The sequence below is a fragment of the Aggregicoccus sp. 17bor-14 genome (assembly GCF_009659535.1).
Lineage (GTDB): Bacteria > Myxococcota > Myxococcia > Myxococcales > Myxococcaceae > Aggregicoccus.
In genome coordinates, this window is record NZ_VJZZ01000001.1 from 702568 (window position 1) to 716594 (window position 14027).

Genomic DNA, 14027 nt, shown 5'->3' on the forward strand with positions numbered 1-14027 from the left:
GCCCGAGCGCCCTCCCCTCCTTCCGAGCTCCCCCAGCTTCTCCGAGCCTCCCGAGCACACCATGGCTGAGCAGCCCCACAAGCCCGTCGAGCAGCACGAGCACAACCCGGACACCGACTCCTACGCCCGCGAGAGCGAGCTGGCCGCCGAGCTGCAGACGAAGCGGATGGTCGTGAACATGGGCCCCTCGCACCCGGCCATGCACGGCACGGTGCGCATGAAGGTGGAGCTCGATGGCGAGACCATCGTGCGCGCGGACCCGGAGATCGGCTTCCTGCACCGCGGCTTCCAGAAGAGCAGCGAGAACGTCACCTGGACCCAGGTGCTGCCGTACACGGACCGGCTCAACTACCTGTCCGCGATGATGAACAACTTCGGGTACCTCAACGCGGTCGAGAAGCTCATCGGCCTCGAGATCCCGGAGCGCGCCCAGTACATGCGCGTCATCGGCAGCGAGCTGCACCGCATGCACGATCACCTCACCTGCGTGGGCGCCATCAGCCTCGAGCTGGGCGGCTTCGCGGCGTTCCTCTACGGCATCGAGGCGCGCGAGCTGATCATGGACCGGGTGAGCGAGCTGACCGGCGCGCGCCTCACCACCAGCTTCGGGCGCATCGGCGGCATGAACCGCGACCTGCCCGAGGGCTGGATCGAGAAGACCCTCAAGAGTCTCGACAAGATCGCGGAGCTGCGCGACGAGGTGGACGTGCTGCTCACGTCCAACCGCATCTTCGTGGACCGCACGAAGGGCACCGGCGTCATCAGCGCCGAGGACGCCATCGACTTCGGGTGGACCGGCCCCTGCCTGCGCGCCTGCGGCGTGGACTACGACATCCGCAAGGTGAAGCCCTACTGGGTCTACGACCGCTTCGACTTCGACGTCCCCATCGGTCAGCACGGCGACAACTACGATCGCTACCTGATGCGCGTGGAGGAGATGAAGCAGAGCGACAAGATCCTCCGCCAGGCGCTCAAGAGCATCCCCGCCGGCCCCATCATCGTGGACGACTGGCGCATCGCGCTGCCGCCCAAGCCCGAGGTGTACGGGACCATCGAGGGCGTGATGAGCCACTTCAAGCTCGTCATGGAGGGCATCCAGGTGCCGCCCGGCGAGGTCTACGACTCCACCGAGGCGTCCAACGGCGAGCTCGGCTGGTACATCGTGAGCGACGGGCGCGGCCGCCCCTACAAGCTGCACGTGCGCGCCCCCGGCTTCCCCATCCTGTCCGCGGTGCCCCACATCATCGAGGGGCAGATGCTCGCGGACCTCATTCCCACCTTTGACACGATCAACATGATCGGCGGCGAGGTCGAGCAGTGAGCGACACCGACAACAAGAACGGCGGCGGCAAGCCCACGGGCGACGCGCAGAAGCCCCCCACGGGCAGCCCCACCAACGACCCGGCGGCCCAGCGTGGCCCCTCTCCGTCCAACCCGCCCGCGGGCGCGGTGAAGGACCCGGCCCCCGCGCACCCCTCCAGCGTCACCGCGCCTCCCAAGGCCGCGGCGCCCCCGCCTGCGGGCCCCCCGAAGCCTCCGCCGCCCAAGAACCCGGGCTTCGTCACCGTCACCATCGACGGCAAGGAGGTCGTGGCCAAGCCGGGGACGAACATGATCGAGGCGGCCAAGTCGGTCGGCTCGGAGATCCCCTACTACTGCTACCACCCTCGCCTCAGCATCGCGGCCAACTGCCGCATCTGCCTGGTGGAGGCCTCCAACGCGCCCAAGCTGGTGCCCGCGTGCCAGACCCCGCTCGCCGAGGGCCAGGTGGTGAAGACCACCACGCCCAAGGTGAAGGAGAACCAGCGCTCGGTGATGGAGTTCCTGCTGCTCAACCACCCGGTCGACTGCGCCATCTGCGACCAGGCCGGTGAGTGCAAGCTGCAGGACTACTATATGAAGTACGACTACCGCCCCTCGCGGCTCGAGGGCGGCAAGGTCCTGAAGAACAAGCGCAAGGTGCTCGGCCCCCTCGTGGTGCTGGACCAGGAGCGCTGCATCATCTGCACGCGCTGCGTGCGCTTCATGAACGAGATCCCGAAGGAGCCGCAGCTCGGCGTCTTCGGCCGCGGCAGCCACGAGCGCATCGACGTGTTCCCGGGCAGCGAGCTCAACAGCAACTACTCGCTCAACACCGTGGACATCTGCCCGGTGGGCGCGCTGCTCAGCCGCGACTACCGCTTCCGGGCCCGCAGCTGGTTCCTCTCCGCCACCCCGTCCGTGTGCACCGGCTGCTCGCGCGGCTGCAACACCTACGCGGACTGGATGGGCCAGGAGACCTACCGCTACCGCCCGCGCGAGAACGAGGCAGTGAACAAGAGCTGGATGTGCGACGCGGGCCGGCTCACCTACAAGTCCCTCAACAAGGGCCGCGTGCTCACGCCGGTCATCGGCCGCACGGGCGGCGCCGCCGCCACGGCGGAGATCACCCGCCTGGATGCGCTGCAGGCCGCGGCCAAGGCCCTCAAGGGCGCGGGCGCCGGCAAGGTCGCGGTGCTCGCGAGCGCGGTCGCTTCCAACGAGGACCTGCTCGGCGCGCTCTCCTTCGCCAAGAGCAGCCTGGGCGTGAAGGAGGTCTACGTGGGCGGCCGCCCGGACGGCGCGCCGGACCACTACCTCTACACCGCGGACAAGAACCCGAACCGCAACGGCCTCGAGATGGTCGCGGCGGGCCTGGGCCTCACCCTGCGTCCCTTCCAGGAGCTGGTGAAGGGGCTCGAGGGCGGCCGCGTGAAGGCGCTCTACGCCGTGGGCTGCGAGGTGCCCGTGGCGGACGAGGGCAGCTTCGCGAAGCTCGTGGGCGGCCTGGACGTGTTCGTGGCGCAGGCCATGAACGAGTCCGCCGTGACGGCGCAGGCCACCGTGCTGCTGCCGGCCAGCGTGCACGTGGAGGACGAGGGCAGCTTCGTCAACGTGGACGGGCTCATCCAGCGCTTCCGCAAGGCCTACCCCTCCAAGGGCGAGGCGATGCCGCACTGGAAGTGGGCGGCGGAGCTGGGCCGCGAGCTGGGGGCGAAGGAGCCCGCGCTGGCGAGCGCACGCGACGTGTTCCGCACGCTGGGCGCGGCCGTCACGGGCTTCGCGGAGTTCAACTGGGACAAGGCGAGTCCGTCGGATCGCGAGAAGCCGGGCATCAATCCGCTGCCCGCGGGTGCGGACGGTCGTCCTCCGGGGTACCGCGAGTTCGGTGCTCCGCGCGTGAGGGGTCTCTAGATGAAGCGTCTCATTGGCATCTTCACCGGCATCGCCGTCATGCTGGGCGCGATCGTCAGCATCCAGGCGCTCGCGTACGTGGTGGGCGGGCTCGCCGAGAACCTGTTCTCGGGCGCCAGCCGCCTGACCAACATCATCTTCCTGATGCTGGTCTTCGTGATGATCATGGCCACGCTGTTGACCATGGCGGAGCGCAAGTGGAGCGCGCTGATGCAGAACCGCATCGGCCCGAACCGCGCGAAGCTGGTGGTGGGCCCCATCAACAACTCGCTGATGGGCCTGCCGCACATCCTCACCGACTCGCTGAAGATGCTCACCAAGGAGCGCTTCCGGCCGGAGGGGGCGAACAAGTTCCTCTTCAACCTCGGCCCCATCCTGGCGTTCGCGCCGGTGTTCGCGCTCTTCGCCGTGGTGCCGGTGGGCCCCTCGGTGAAGTGGGACGGCCACGTCGTCGACATGGTCGTGGCGACGCCGGACTTCGGCATGCTCTACCTGCTGGGCATCGCCTCGCTCGCGGTGTACGGCACGGCGCTCGCGGGCTGGGCGTCCAACAACAAGTTCGCGCTGCTGGGCGGCGTGCGCGCCTCCTCGCAGATGATCTCCTACGAGGTCGCGCTGGGCCTGAGCCTGGTGGGCCTGATGGTGGCCTTCTCCACCGTGCAGCTGCCCGCCTTCGTGGGCAACATGGCGAACGAGGGCGCGGGCGTGGCGACGGGCCAGGCGCGCTTCCTCTGGGCGGCCAACGCGAACGTGGGCCTGCCTGCGTGGGGCATCTTCCTGCAGCCCCTGGGCTTCATCCTCTTCTTCGCGGCCTCCTTCGCGGAGACGAAGCGCGCCCCCTTCGACTCTCCCGAGGGTGAGTCGGAGATCATCGGCTACTTCGTGGAGTACTCGGGCATGCAGTTCGGCCTGTTCATGATCTCCGAGTTCGTGGAGGTCGTGGTGCTCTCCGGCGTGCTCACGGTGCTCTTCTTCGGCGGCTGGCACCTGCCCATCTACGGCGAGGCGCTCGCGGCCAGTTCCTTCATGCAGGAGCACGGCTGGATCTACGGCACCATCCTGGGCACGGTGTTCTGGCTCAAGGTGCTGCTGCTCATCTGGCTGCAGCTGACCATCCGCTGGACCTTCCCGCGCTTCCGCTACGACCAGATCATGACCCTGGGCTGGAAGATCCTCCTGCCCGCGGGCCTGGTGAACCTGTTCCTCAGCGCGGCGCTGGTGCTGTGGGATCCCTCGCTGCGCGCGCTCGCGGTGATGGGTCTGCTGGAGATCGGCTTCGTCATCGCGCTCACCCTCACCAAGCGCGAGACCGCCGGCGCGCACGGCGGCGGCCACGGCCACGGGGCCCACGGCGACCACGGCCACGGGGCGCTGGACCACGGCCACGGCGGCCACGCCATCGCGGCGCACGGGGCAACGGCTCACGCCGCCCACGCAGACGACCACGCTCACGCGGCCCCTGCGGCCTCGCACTAAGCCTTCCGGAACCCGGAGACACTCCCGACCATGGCCTACAAGGCAACCCAGGACCCCCGCGAAGACCTCCGCGAGCGCACGTACCTGCCCGAGCTGATCCGCGGGCTGGCCGTGTCCACGCGGCACTTCTTCCGCAACCTCTTCGGCACCCGCGACGAGAACGTGCAGGTGCTCGACCGCACCGGCACCAGCCTCGTGGCCACGGTGCAGTACCCGGAGGAGAAGACCCCCTACCCGCCCGGCTACCGCGGCCTGCACCGCCTGGTGCCGCGCGAGGACGGCAAGCCGCGCTGCGTGGCCTGCTACATGTGCGCCACCGTCTGCCCGGCGCAGTGCATCTACATCGAGGCGGGTGAGTACGACCCTGCGGACGTCTCCTCCGAGAGCCGCACGATCGAGAAGTTCCCCACCGCGTTCGTCATCGACGAGCTGCGCTGCATCGTGTGCGGCCTGTGCGTGGAGGCGTGCCCCAAGGACGCCATCCGCATGGACACGTACACGCACACCCCGAGCGAGTACAACCGCCAGGGCTTCGTCTACGACATCCCCAAGCTGCTCAAGGGTCCCGCGGTGAGCCATCCCTCGGACCCCTGGTACAAGCGCGAGGGCTCCGAGGAGCCGCACCACGGCCACAAGGAGGCCCACACGCGCATCGGCGAGGGGCTCGTCCCGCTCAAGGTGCCGGGCCCGCTGCACGCGGGCGACGCCCACGGGCACGCGGCCGGCCACGCTCACGCGGCCGCGGCGCACGCCCCCGCGGCGCTGCCCACCGGCCCTCGCACCGTGGTGCAGGACGACAAGCCGGTGAAGGTGACGAAGTTCATCAAGTAGTCGCCTCCGGCCTGCGGCCCCTCTCCCGGCCTGCCCTCTCCCGCATCCCCGCGGGAGAACGGCAGGCCGGAGTCGTTTAAGGTGCCCTCCCGTGCACCCGCTCCCCGCCACCTCCCCGGGCGAAAGCCCTGGCCTTCGCGCCCGCCTCCAGGCGGTGGCAGACTTCTTCACCCGGCAGCGCCACCTGGTGGCCGTGCGCGACGGCGTGGTGGGGGCGCTGCCGCTGGTGCTGGTGGGCTCGCTGTTCCTGCTCGCCGCGCAGCCGCCCTTCGCCCTGCTGCAGGCCTGGGTGGCGCCGTACGTGCCGCTGCTGCTCGTCCCCTACCGGATGCTGGGCGGGCTCATCGCCGTCTACGTCACCTTCTGCTGCGCGCACTCGCTCGCGAAGTCCTACGCGCTGGACCCGATGGCGGCGGGCCTGGTGGCGATGGCGGCCTACCTCGTGGCGGCCTACCCCACGCCGCTGCCGGGGCCCCCGCTTCCCCCCGCGCTGCCGCTCGCGCGCCTGGGGGCGGGCGGCATCTTCGCGGGGCTGCTGCTCGCGCTGTCGAGCGTGGAGCTGACCCGCCTCTTCGTGCGCCGCAACTGGACGCTGCGGCTTCCGGGCGGAGCGCCCGAGGCCGTGGTGCGCTCCTTCGTGGCGCTGCTGCCCTGCCTCGCCACCATCCTGCTCACCTTCCTCCTGGTGCACGTGGCCGGGGTGGACCTGGTGCACCTGCTCGAGCGCGCGGCGCAGCCCTTCCTCGTCGCGGCCGGAAGCCTCCCGGCGACGCTCGCGGTCGTCGCGGTGGACAGCACGCTGTGGCTGCTGGGCGTGCACGCGAGCGCCGCGCTCGCCACGCTGCGGCCGCTGTGGGAGTCGATGCTGGTGGAGAACATGGCCGCGTCCGCCGCGGGCCTGAAGCTGCCCCACCTCGCGCCCCTGCCCTTTTACTCGTGGTTCGTCTGGCAGGGAGGCTCGGGGGCGGCGCTGCCGCTCGCGCTGCTGCTGGTGCGCGCGAAGAGCGCGCAGCTGCGCGCGGTGGGCCGGGTGGGGCTGCTGCCCGCGCTCTGCAACGTGAACGAGCCCCTGCTCTTCGGCGTGCCCGTGGTGCTCAACGCCACGCTCGCCGTGCCCTTCATCCTGGTGCCGCTGCTCTCCAGCGCCGTGGCGTACGGGGCGCTCGCGGCGGGCTGGGTGAGCCCGCCCTTCCTCGAGATGCCCTGGACGCTGCCTGCCCCGCTCGGCGCCTTCCTCTCCACGAAGGACCCGCGTGCGGTGCTGCTGCAGATGTTCAACCTCGCGCTCGGGCTCGCGGTGTACTGGCCCTTCGTGCGCCGCTACGACCGCCGCCTGCTCGCAAAGGAGGCGGAGCAGGCAGGCGCGGCGCGGCTTTCCTCGGGGCCGCAGAGTCCGTAGGGTCCTCGTCCTGATGAAGCGCTACCGGATGGCCATCTGCAAGGGGATGGACTGCAAGGCAGATGGAGCCAACGAGCTCTTCGCGCAGGCGCGCGAGTCGCTCGCGAGCCGCGGCCTCACGGCGCGCTGCGAGCTGTACCGCGGCGGCTGCTACGGCCTGTGCCACATGGGGCCCAACGTCGTCGTGCGCGAGGACACCGGCGGCAAGCGCGATCCCCTGAGCCGTGAGGACTTCCAGCTCATGGGCTGGGAGGGCGAGGCGTACTACGCGCGCATGACGCCGGAGAAGCTCGAGCGCGTGCTCGCCGAGCACATCGCGGAGGACCGGCCGGTCCCCGAGCTCTTCGGCCAGCCCGAGGAGTAGCGCCTCTCGGCCGCCGAGAAGCAGCGCTGCGCGTCCGGAGCGTGGGATGCGCGTCCCACCCGGCACCGCTGCACGGGCTCACGGAGCCCCCGCGTCTCTCTGACGGTGTGCAGGCCCTCGCGTTGCAATGGCGCTCCGCTGCGCGAATGGCGCGCACAGCGGAGGGGTGAGGCGTGAGCGGAGGGATTCAGGGGGTGCGGGGCGGGACGGGGTGGGCACAGGCGCCGGAGCTGGACGAGCCGTCGCAGACGCCGGCGCAGGCGAGGGAGGCCCGCCGCGCGCAGGCCGTGTCGAGCGGAGGCGGGCTGTCGCTCCAGCCCGTCTACGAGGATGGGCAGGTGAACGTGGTCAGCGACGAGCCTCTGTCGTCGGCGCAGGCCAGAGCCCTCGCGCAGCGCATCGAGGCCGCGTACGCGTACGACGCAGCGGAGCAGCGCTGGAGGGACGGGGGCCCCCTGCACACGCCCCTCACGGTGGCCGTGCTCTCGGCGCAGGCCTTCGCGCGGGTGACGGGAGATGCGAGCGGCAGCACGGCGGGCGTGACGGCCGGCCCGAACCTCTTCGTCGTCCCGGACTCGGTGCTCGGCCGGCGCCAGCCACAGGCGGAGGACACCATCGCCCACGAGCTCAGCCACGTGCAGGACTTCCGCGAAGCAGGTCCCCGGCTCGCGTCGGTGCCCATCTACCTGCAGGAGGGCAAGGCGTACCTGCTGGGCGACCGCTACCCGCAGAAGGAGGGCCTGGGCAACCCGCACGTGGCCTACGTGGCCCAGCAGCTCGGGGCGCTGACGGCGCGCGATGCGGCCGCCGTCATGACCCACTTCCGCGAGCCGCAGGACGAGACGCCCGGCGCCTTCGGCTTCATCGGCGAGGTGACGGGCTCGCTCTACGTCGAGTTCCTGCGCACCCGGCTGGGCGGCACGGGCTTCCCGGACGCGCTCGAGCGCGTGGCCGACACGGTCGCGGCGGTCGGGCGCGGCGTGTCCTACGAGCAGGCCTTCGTCCAGCGCTTCGGGCTTCCGCCCGCCGACGCCGAGCGCGCCTTCGTGCGCTACATCGGGGAAACGGAGGGCCGCCCCGACGAGCGGCTGCGCGGGACCGTCTACGCTTCGGCGAGGCGCACGTCCGCCGCGTGAGGGCCTCGGCTCGCGCGCCGCGCTACTCGGGCTCCAGCTCGGCGTGCTCCTCTCCGAGTGGCGAGAGGGCCACCTCGAAGCGGCGCGTGCGCACGGCCAGCGCCTGGGCCTGCGGCTCGCGCTGCGCAGCCGTGAGCGCCGCGATGCGGGGCCTCACCGTCCGCAGGCGCGCGTCGTAGGACGGGTGGGTGCGTGAGTACGCGTCCGCGCCGTGGGCCTCCTTGCGCAGGCGCACGAAGAGGTCATCGAGCGCCGCAGGGCGGTAGCCCGCGCCGGCGAGGAAGCGCACCGCCATGCGGTCCGCCTCGAGCTCGAACTCCTCGGGGTAGCCCTGCTGGAACACGGCGAAGGCGCCCTCCGTGGCCTTCCCGAGCAGCTCCGCGAGCACGCTGGGATCATTCGTCGCGCGCAGTCCCACGGCCCCCAGCCCCGAGCGCACGTTGCCCTCTACGTCCGCCGCGAAGGCCTTCACGCCGGCCGTGGCCTCGGACTTCGCGGCGTGCTGGCACATGTACGCCTTGAGCACCTCCACGCCATGGCCGCGCTGGACATGGGCCACCTCGTGCGCGAGCACCGCCGCGAGCTCCTCCTCGCTCTTCAGCTCGCGCAGCAGCCCCGCCGTCACCATCACCGTGCCACCGGGACTCGCGGTCGCGCGCGGCTCCGCCAAGGGCAGGACGAGGAACCGGTAGCCCGCGAGCGGCCAGGGGCGGTTGTCGAGCACGTGCTCGGGCCGGTCGCGCGCGCGGTCCGGTGCGCTCGCATTGCCGGTGGTCTCGGCGACGAGCGCGAGGAAGGTGCCCACGCGGCTCACGTAGCGTGCCGTGGGGTGCGTGGCGGGCAGCGGGGCCACGTCCAGCGCCGCGAGCTGGCGGGCGGCCACCGTGCGGCCGACGGAGTACTCCTGCTCGGCGTCCATCTCGTAGGCGCGGCGGCGGTCCAGGGTGCAGCCCGAGAGCGCCGCGCCCAGGGTACCCAGCTTGGCGCCGGTGCTCGCCGCCTCCTTCTGGATGCGGCCCTGGGAGGCGGCGAGCTCGCGGCTGAGCGTCTGCCCCAGCGGGGTCTGGCAGCCGGGCAGCGCGAGCGCGGCCGCCAGCAGGACGAGGCGACGGCAGCTCACGGCGTGCCCTCCTGCGGCAGGTGCAGACCGGCCGCCGAGAGGAAGCCGGCGAGGGCCGCGGGATCCTGAGGCATCGCGCTCACGCCCTCGGGGGACAGGGGCATGAAGGGCTCGAGGCGCGCGAAGGCCGTGTCCAGGTCCGGGTTCTGCGCCCGGAAGCGCTTCTCGGCCTCGGGGCTGAAGCCGCCCACGGCGAGGTTGTAGTTGCCGCTGATCTCGCTCTCCCCCTTCACCCCGCCGCTGCCCGCGCCCACGCGGAAGGCGCCGGGCCGGTCGCTCAGGTAGGTGAGGTGGATGAAGCCCTTCTCCTTCTCGAATTGTGCCGCCAGCCACCCGGCGCGGTCCGGCACCTGCACCAGCACCTTCTGGCCGCGCAGGATGGGGCGAGAGGCGCGCGGGGCGAGGAAGCTGGGGCTCTTGACCAGGTACACGCTCGCCTTGGTGACGGTGCGCGGCTCGAGCTTCGCCGCGCCTCCCACCGCGAGCGCGAGGAGAACCGCTGGGGCCAGGGGCAGCATCACTTCTCCTTCAGCGCGAAGACGCCGTCCCACTCGGGGGCGGGCGCGGCGGTGAGGTACCCGCGGCAGCGCTCGGCGTAGACGCGGCACACCGGGTCCTCGAAGCGCTCGGCGCCTTGCGAGAAGAGCGCGAGCGCCTCGTCGAAGCGGCGGGCATGGTAGGCCTCGAGCGCGCGGCCGTAGAGCGTGAGCTGCACCTCCTGCTCCGGGCTCAGCTCGTGGCGGCGCGCGAGCAACTCGTACACGCGGCTGGGCAGCTGCTTGCCCTTCACGCGCACGCGGTCCACCTCGCGGTAGACGTACTCGGTGCGGGTGAGGTCCGCGGTGGCCTCGCCCACGAGGAGGAAGGTGCCGTAGGCCTTGTTCGCGCCCTCCAGGCGCGAGGCCACGTTCACCACGTCCCCCATCACGGTGTAGTTGCTCTTGAGCTGGCTGCCCATGTCGCCCACCACCACCTCGCCGCTGTTGATGCCGGCGCGGAAGTGGATGCGGTGGCCGTACTTCTTCTGCCAGCGGTCCTGGTGCTTGAGCAGCGCCTCGCGCATCTGCAGCGCGCTCTCGCAGGCCTGGTGCGCGTGGCGCTCGGTGCGCACGGGGGCGCCCCAGAAGGCCATCACGGCGTCGCCGATGTACTTGTCCACCTGGCCCTCGTTGCGCCGCACCACCGCCGTCATCTCGGTGAGGTACTCGTTGAGGAAGGCCACCAGCTGCTCGGGGGGCAGCTGCTCGGAGAGGCTGGTGAAGCCCTCCACGTCCGAGAAGTACACCGTCATGTGGCGCCGCTCGGGGCGCATCAGGGTGAGGTCGCGCGTGACGAGCTTCGCCACCTCGGGGCTCACGTAGCGGCCCAGCGCGCTGTTGACGAAGTCGCGGATCTGCCGCTCGGTGCGGAAGGCGTAGATAGTGGTGGAGAGGAAGGTGGCCGCCATCGCGAGCAGCGGGCCCGCCACCGCGAGCCAGCGCTGCTGGTGGATGAACACGTACCAGGCGAAGAAGACGTAGCCGGCCGCGCCCGCCACCAGGCTGAGGAAGTACACGCCCGCGCCCGCCGCGGAGCGGAAGCGCTGCGAGAAGGTGAGCGCGAGGAAGGCCCCGAGGAAGGCCATGCCGAAGGTGAGCCAGAGGTCGTGCTGCGGCGTCTCGCGCCGGATGCCCTCGCCGAGCAGGATGTTGGCGAGGCTCTGGCCGAGGATGGAGCCGCCGGGGGTCACCTGCCCGATGGGCGTGGGCTTGAAGTCGGTCGCGTAGCTGGAGGTGTTGGTGAGCACCACCACGCGGCCGCTCAGGTCCTGCGCGTTGCGCGGGGGCACGCCCGAGATGACGTCGAAGAGGTTGGTGAGCACGTTCCACGCGGGAATCGCGCGCTTGAGCGAGCCGCGGCTGCCCCGCCCCACCTCGGGCGCATCCCAGCGCACGAGGCTGTAGCCCGTCGCGTCCATGGGGACGTGGAAGCGGTCGCCGATGTGCAGCTGTCCGTCCGCGTAGCGCAGGCGGCGCGTGCCGGCGAGCTTCATCGCGGCGGCGAGCGGCATCGAGGGCAGCAGGTGGCTCTCCCCCTGGCGCGGCACGTAGCGCACGAGGTGCGGGATGCCGCGCACCACGCCGTCCGGGTCGGGGATGACCGTCACCGAGCCGTACTCGCTCTTCTCGCCGAGCAGCGGGGCCACCGGGTGCGCCAGCTGGCGCGCCTCGGGCAGCTGCTCCGGGTCCAGCCCCTCCACCTGCACCTCGGCCATGGACACCAGCAGGTCCACGGGGGTGACGCGGTGGGCGTCGTCCGCGGCGCGCCGCTCGCGCACCAGCGGCGGCCCCTTGAGCTCGAGCAGGCCCGCGAAGGCGACGCCCTCGTCGGCATTGGCCACGCCCGCCCACACCTCCACGCCGTCCCCGGCCGGCAGCACGTACGCGGGGCGCTGGTTCGCAAGCACCGCCTGCACCTGCGGCCGCGCGCCGGCGAGGTCCTGGAAGCGCCCCACCCGCACGCGGTGCGTCCACAGCCGGCTGCTGGGCGGCAGCGCGCGCGCGCCGCTCCACGAGAACGCGAGCAGCGAGGTGCCCGGCTTCTGGTCCAGCTGGGCGCGGAAGGCGGAGTCGTCGTCCGCGGTGCCCGCCGGCGAGAGCCCCTGCGTCGCGCAGGCGCGGGGGCTGAGCTCGGGGAAGAGGAGGTCGAGGATGACGAGCGAGGCGCCCTCGTCCACGAGCCGCCCGGTCATCCCGCCGACGATCTCGCGCGGCCAGGGGTGGCTCGCGATGCCCGGGTGCTCGCTCTGGCGTGCCTCGCCCAGCGTGGCGTCGTCGATGGCCACCACCACCACGGAGTCCGAGCGGGTGGAGCGCCGGCCCAGCTCGCGGGCGCGCCAGTCGTAGGCGCCGCGCTCGAGCCCCTCGAGCCAGCCGGCGGGTCCCGCGAGCAGCGTGCGCGGCGCAGGCCCCTCGCCGTCGTCCACGCCGGGGCGCGGCGGGCGCAGCAGGACGAGCAGGCCCACCAGGCTGCCGAAGATGGCTGCCTGCAAGAGCGAGAAGCCCAGGCGCTTGAAGAAGAGGCGACCGGCGGATTGGAGGGGACCGTGCACTTCGCGCCGGAGGATACCGGAAGTGCGGGCCGTTCCCAGCGCCGAGCGGGTCGCTTTCTGGGGGTTCTCCCTGGGCCCGGCGCTCGCCCCGGGCCCCAGGTGGGCGGCAGACGCACCCCGCGGCGGGTGGGCCGCTCAGCCCACCTCGACCTCGAGCGCGAGCCGGCCCTCCAGCTGCAGCCGCAGGAGCCGCCCCGTGCAGCGCTCCGCCTCCTCGCGGGTGAGCACCGCGCGGAAGGCGCCGTCGTCCGCGACCTCCGCCTCGAGCACCGGCCCGCGCTGGCGGAAGCGGAACAGGGCCTCGCTCCCGTCCACGCGGGACACGAAGAGCGGGAGGAAGCCGCGCACCGGGAGGAAGGGCGCGCCCCGGCGCAGACGCGCTTCGAGCGCGGCGGCGTCCGGCCGCGTTTCCTCCTCCCCCACCCCCTCCTCCGCATAGAGCGGCGCGGGCTCGAGGCCGGCCTGCTCCGTGGCCTCGTCGTGCAGGAAGCCGTAGCGGGTGGGCAGCGCGCCCGTGAAGAGGCGCAAGAGCAGCACCGCGGCGTCGTCCGTGACGCGCGCGAGGTGCAGCACGCTGCGCCCGCCCCCCACGCGCCGGGGCATCAGGTGCAGCCGTGGCGGAGCCTGGGCGAGGTAGCGCTCGGCGCGCGCCAGCAGGGCCGCGCGCAGCTCGGCGTCCGCCGCGCGGTGGACCTCCTCCGCCGCCTGCTGCTCGCCCATGAGCCGCGCTCGCGCCTGCTGCAGCTTCGCTTCCGCCTCGCGCGCGAAGGTATCCAGCCGGGTGAGGGCCTCGGCCTGGGCACCAGGCGCGGGGGCCGCGGCCCGCACTGCGCCCACCAGGAAGGCCCCCTGCTCCTCGAGGCGCTGCGCCTCCTCGCGCCAGCGCAGGCGCTGGGCGCCGTGCGCGAGGCGCAGCTCGAGCCATGCGGCGTACGCGGCCTCCAGCGTCTCGAGCGAGCGCACCCGCGCGAGCGCAGCCTCGGCGAGCGCCGGCAGGGGGACGAGCGGAGCGGACATGGCTGCGCACTCTAGCCCGGACGTGCGAAGGCGGGGCGAGCGGCCCTCGCAGGCCCCGTCTAGAGCGTGCGCGCGCCGGACGCGATCGCCGAGGGCGTCTCGGTGCTGCGCCCCGCGTCCGCTCCACCGGGCGAGGCCGCGAGGCCGCGCCCCGGGCCCCGCGCGCGGCCCGCCTTCGGCGCGAGCAGCAGCCCCAGCCCCGCGCCCACCAGCACCCCCACCGCGAAGGCGCCCACCGCAGGCAGGAGCACGTCCGAGGGCGCGCGCCGCTCCTGCAGCCCGAGCACCTCGAGCAGGTCGTCCCTGTCCAGCTTCTGCAGGTCCTTCAGGCGCTTCGGCAGCTTCGCGGGCAGGTTCAAGGGGACTCCGGAGAGGACCGG

12 protein-coding genes are annotated in these 14027 nt (G+C 72.3%); 7 read left to right on the top strand and 5 right to left on the bottom strand.

From position 1 onward, the window contains the following. Nucleotides 1–61 precede the first annotated feature (61 nt). The 7 genes from nuoD (at nt 62) to FGE12_RS03115 (ending at nt 8419) form a co-directional block, all read left to right on the top strand. Entirely contained in the window at nt 62–1321 is a 1260-nt protein-coding gene (nuoD, locus tag FGE12_RS03085; protein ID WP_153864648.1) for an NADH dehydrogenase (quinone) subunit D, read from the top strand. Further along, nucleotides 1318–3213 (top strand): 2Fe-2S iron-sulfur cluster-binding protein, encoded by a 1896-nt coding sequence (locus tag FGE12_RS03090; protein WP_194797519.1) that lies wholly within the window; start codon nt 1318–1320, stop codon nt 3211–3213. Before nuoD ends, FGE12_RS03090 begins: the two co-directional genes overlap by 4 nt. Beyond that, nucleotides 3214–4689: a complex I subunit 1 family protein gene (locus FGE12_RS03095; protein WP_153864649.1), complete on the top strand. Its 1476-nt coding sequence runs from the start codon at nt 3214–3216 to the stop codon at nt 4687–4689. A 30-nt stretch (nt 4690–4719) separates the two neighbouring features. Then, on the top strand, nt 4720–5520 hold the full coding sequence (locus FGE12_RS03100) for an NADH-quinone oxidoreductase subunit I (RefSeq protein ID WP_153864650.1): 801 nt from the start codon (nt 4720–4722) through the stop codon (nt 5518–5520). Nucleotides 5521–5611: 91 nt separating this feature from the next. Next, nucleotides 5612–6919, top strand: a complete 1308-nt coding sequence (locus tag FGE12_RS03105; RefSeq protein ID WP_153864651.1) for a PTS transporter subunit EIIC — start codon at nt 5612–5614, stop codon at nt 6917–6919. 13 nt (nt 6920–6932) lie between these two features. After that, the gene (locus FGE12_RS03110; RefSeq protein ID WP_153864652.1) at nt 6933–7283 is read left to right on the top strand and encodes a ferredoxin; all 351 of its coding nucleotides are present in this window, start codon (nt 6933–6935) and stop codon (nt 7281–7283) included. Between the two features lie 173 nt (nt 7284–7456). Beyond that, complete coding sequence (locus FGE12_RS03115) at nt 7457–8419, top strand: hypothetical protein (RefSeq protein ID WP_153864653.1); 963 nt, start codon at nt 7457–7459, stop codon at nt 8417–8419. Nucleotides 8420–8441: 22 nt separating this feature from the next. Here FGE12_RS03115 and FGE12_RS03120 read toward each other — a convergent pair whose 3' ends face one another. The 5 genes from FGE12_RS03120 to FGE12_RS03140 form a co-directional block, all read right to left on the bottom strand. Further along, a complete protein-coding gene (locus FGE12_RS03120) occupies nt 8442–9539 on the bottom strand; it encodes a M48 family metalloprotease (RefSeq protein ID WP_153864654.1) in 1098 nt (365 codons plus the stop codon). Next, nucleotides 9536–10057, bottom strand: coding sequence for a hypothetical protein (locus FGE12_RS03125; protein WP_153864655.1), 522 nt, complete (start codon nt 10055–10057; stop codon nt 9536–9538). Before FGE12_RS03125 ends, FGE12_RS03120 begins: the two co-directional genes overlap by 4 nt. Continuing rightward, nucleotides 10057–12630, bottom strand: coding sequence for an adenylate/guanylate cyclase domain-containing protein (locus FGE12_RS03130; RefSeq protein ID WP_194797520.1), 2574 nt, complete (start codon nt 12628–12630; stop codon nt 10057–10059). Before FGE12_RS03130 ends, FGE12_RS03125 begins: the two co-directional genes overlap by 1 nt. A 135-nt stretch (nt 12631–12765) precedes the next feature. Next, nucleotides 12766–13647: a hypothetical protein gene (locus FGE12_RS03135; RefSeq protein WP_153864656.1), complete on the bottom strand. Its 882-nt coding sequence runs from the start codon at nt 13645–13647 to the stop codon at nt 12766–12768. Nucleotides 13648–13706: 59 nt separating this feature from the next. Next, nucleotides 13707–14006, bottom strand: coding sequence for a hypothetical protein (locus FGE12_RS03140; protein WP_153864657.1), 300 nt, complete (start codon nt 14004–14006; stop codon nt 13707–13709). Between the last annotated feature and the right edge of the window lie 21 nt (nt 14007–14027).

Coding starts and splice junctions, on each gene's coding strand:
- nuoD (WP_153864648.1), top strand. CDS start 62: ATGGCTGAGCAGCCCCACAAGCCCGTCGAGCAGCACGAGCACAACCCG.
- FGE12_RS03095 (WP_153864649.1), top strand. CDS start 3,214: ATGAAGCGTCTCATTGGCATCTTCACCGGCATCGCCGTCATGCTGGGC.
- FGE12_RS03100 (WP_153864650.1), top strand. CDS start 4,720: ATGGCCTACAAGGCAACCCAGGACCCCCGCGAAGACCTCCGCGAGCGC.
- FGE12_RS03110 (WP_153864652.1), top strand. CDS start 6,933: ATGAAGCGCTACCGGATGGCCATCTGCAAGGGGATGGACTGCAAGGCA.
- FGE12_RS03125 (WP_153864655.1), bottom strand. CDS start 10,057: ATGCTGCCCCTGGCCCCAGCGGTTCTCCTCGCGCTCGCGGTGGGAGGC.
- FGE12_RS03135 (WP_153864656.1), bottom strand. CDS start 13,647: ATGTCCGCTCCGCTCGTCCCCCTGCCGGCGCTCGCCGAGGCTGCGCTC.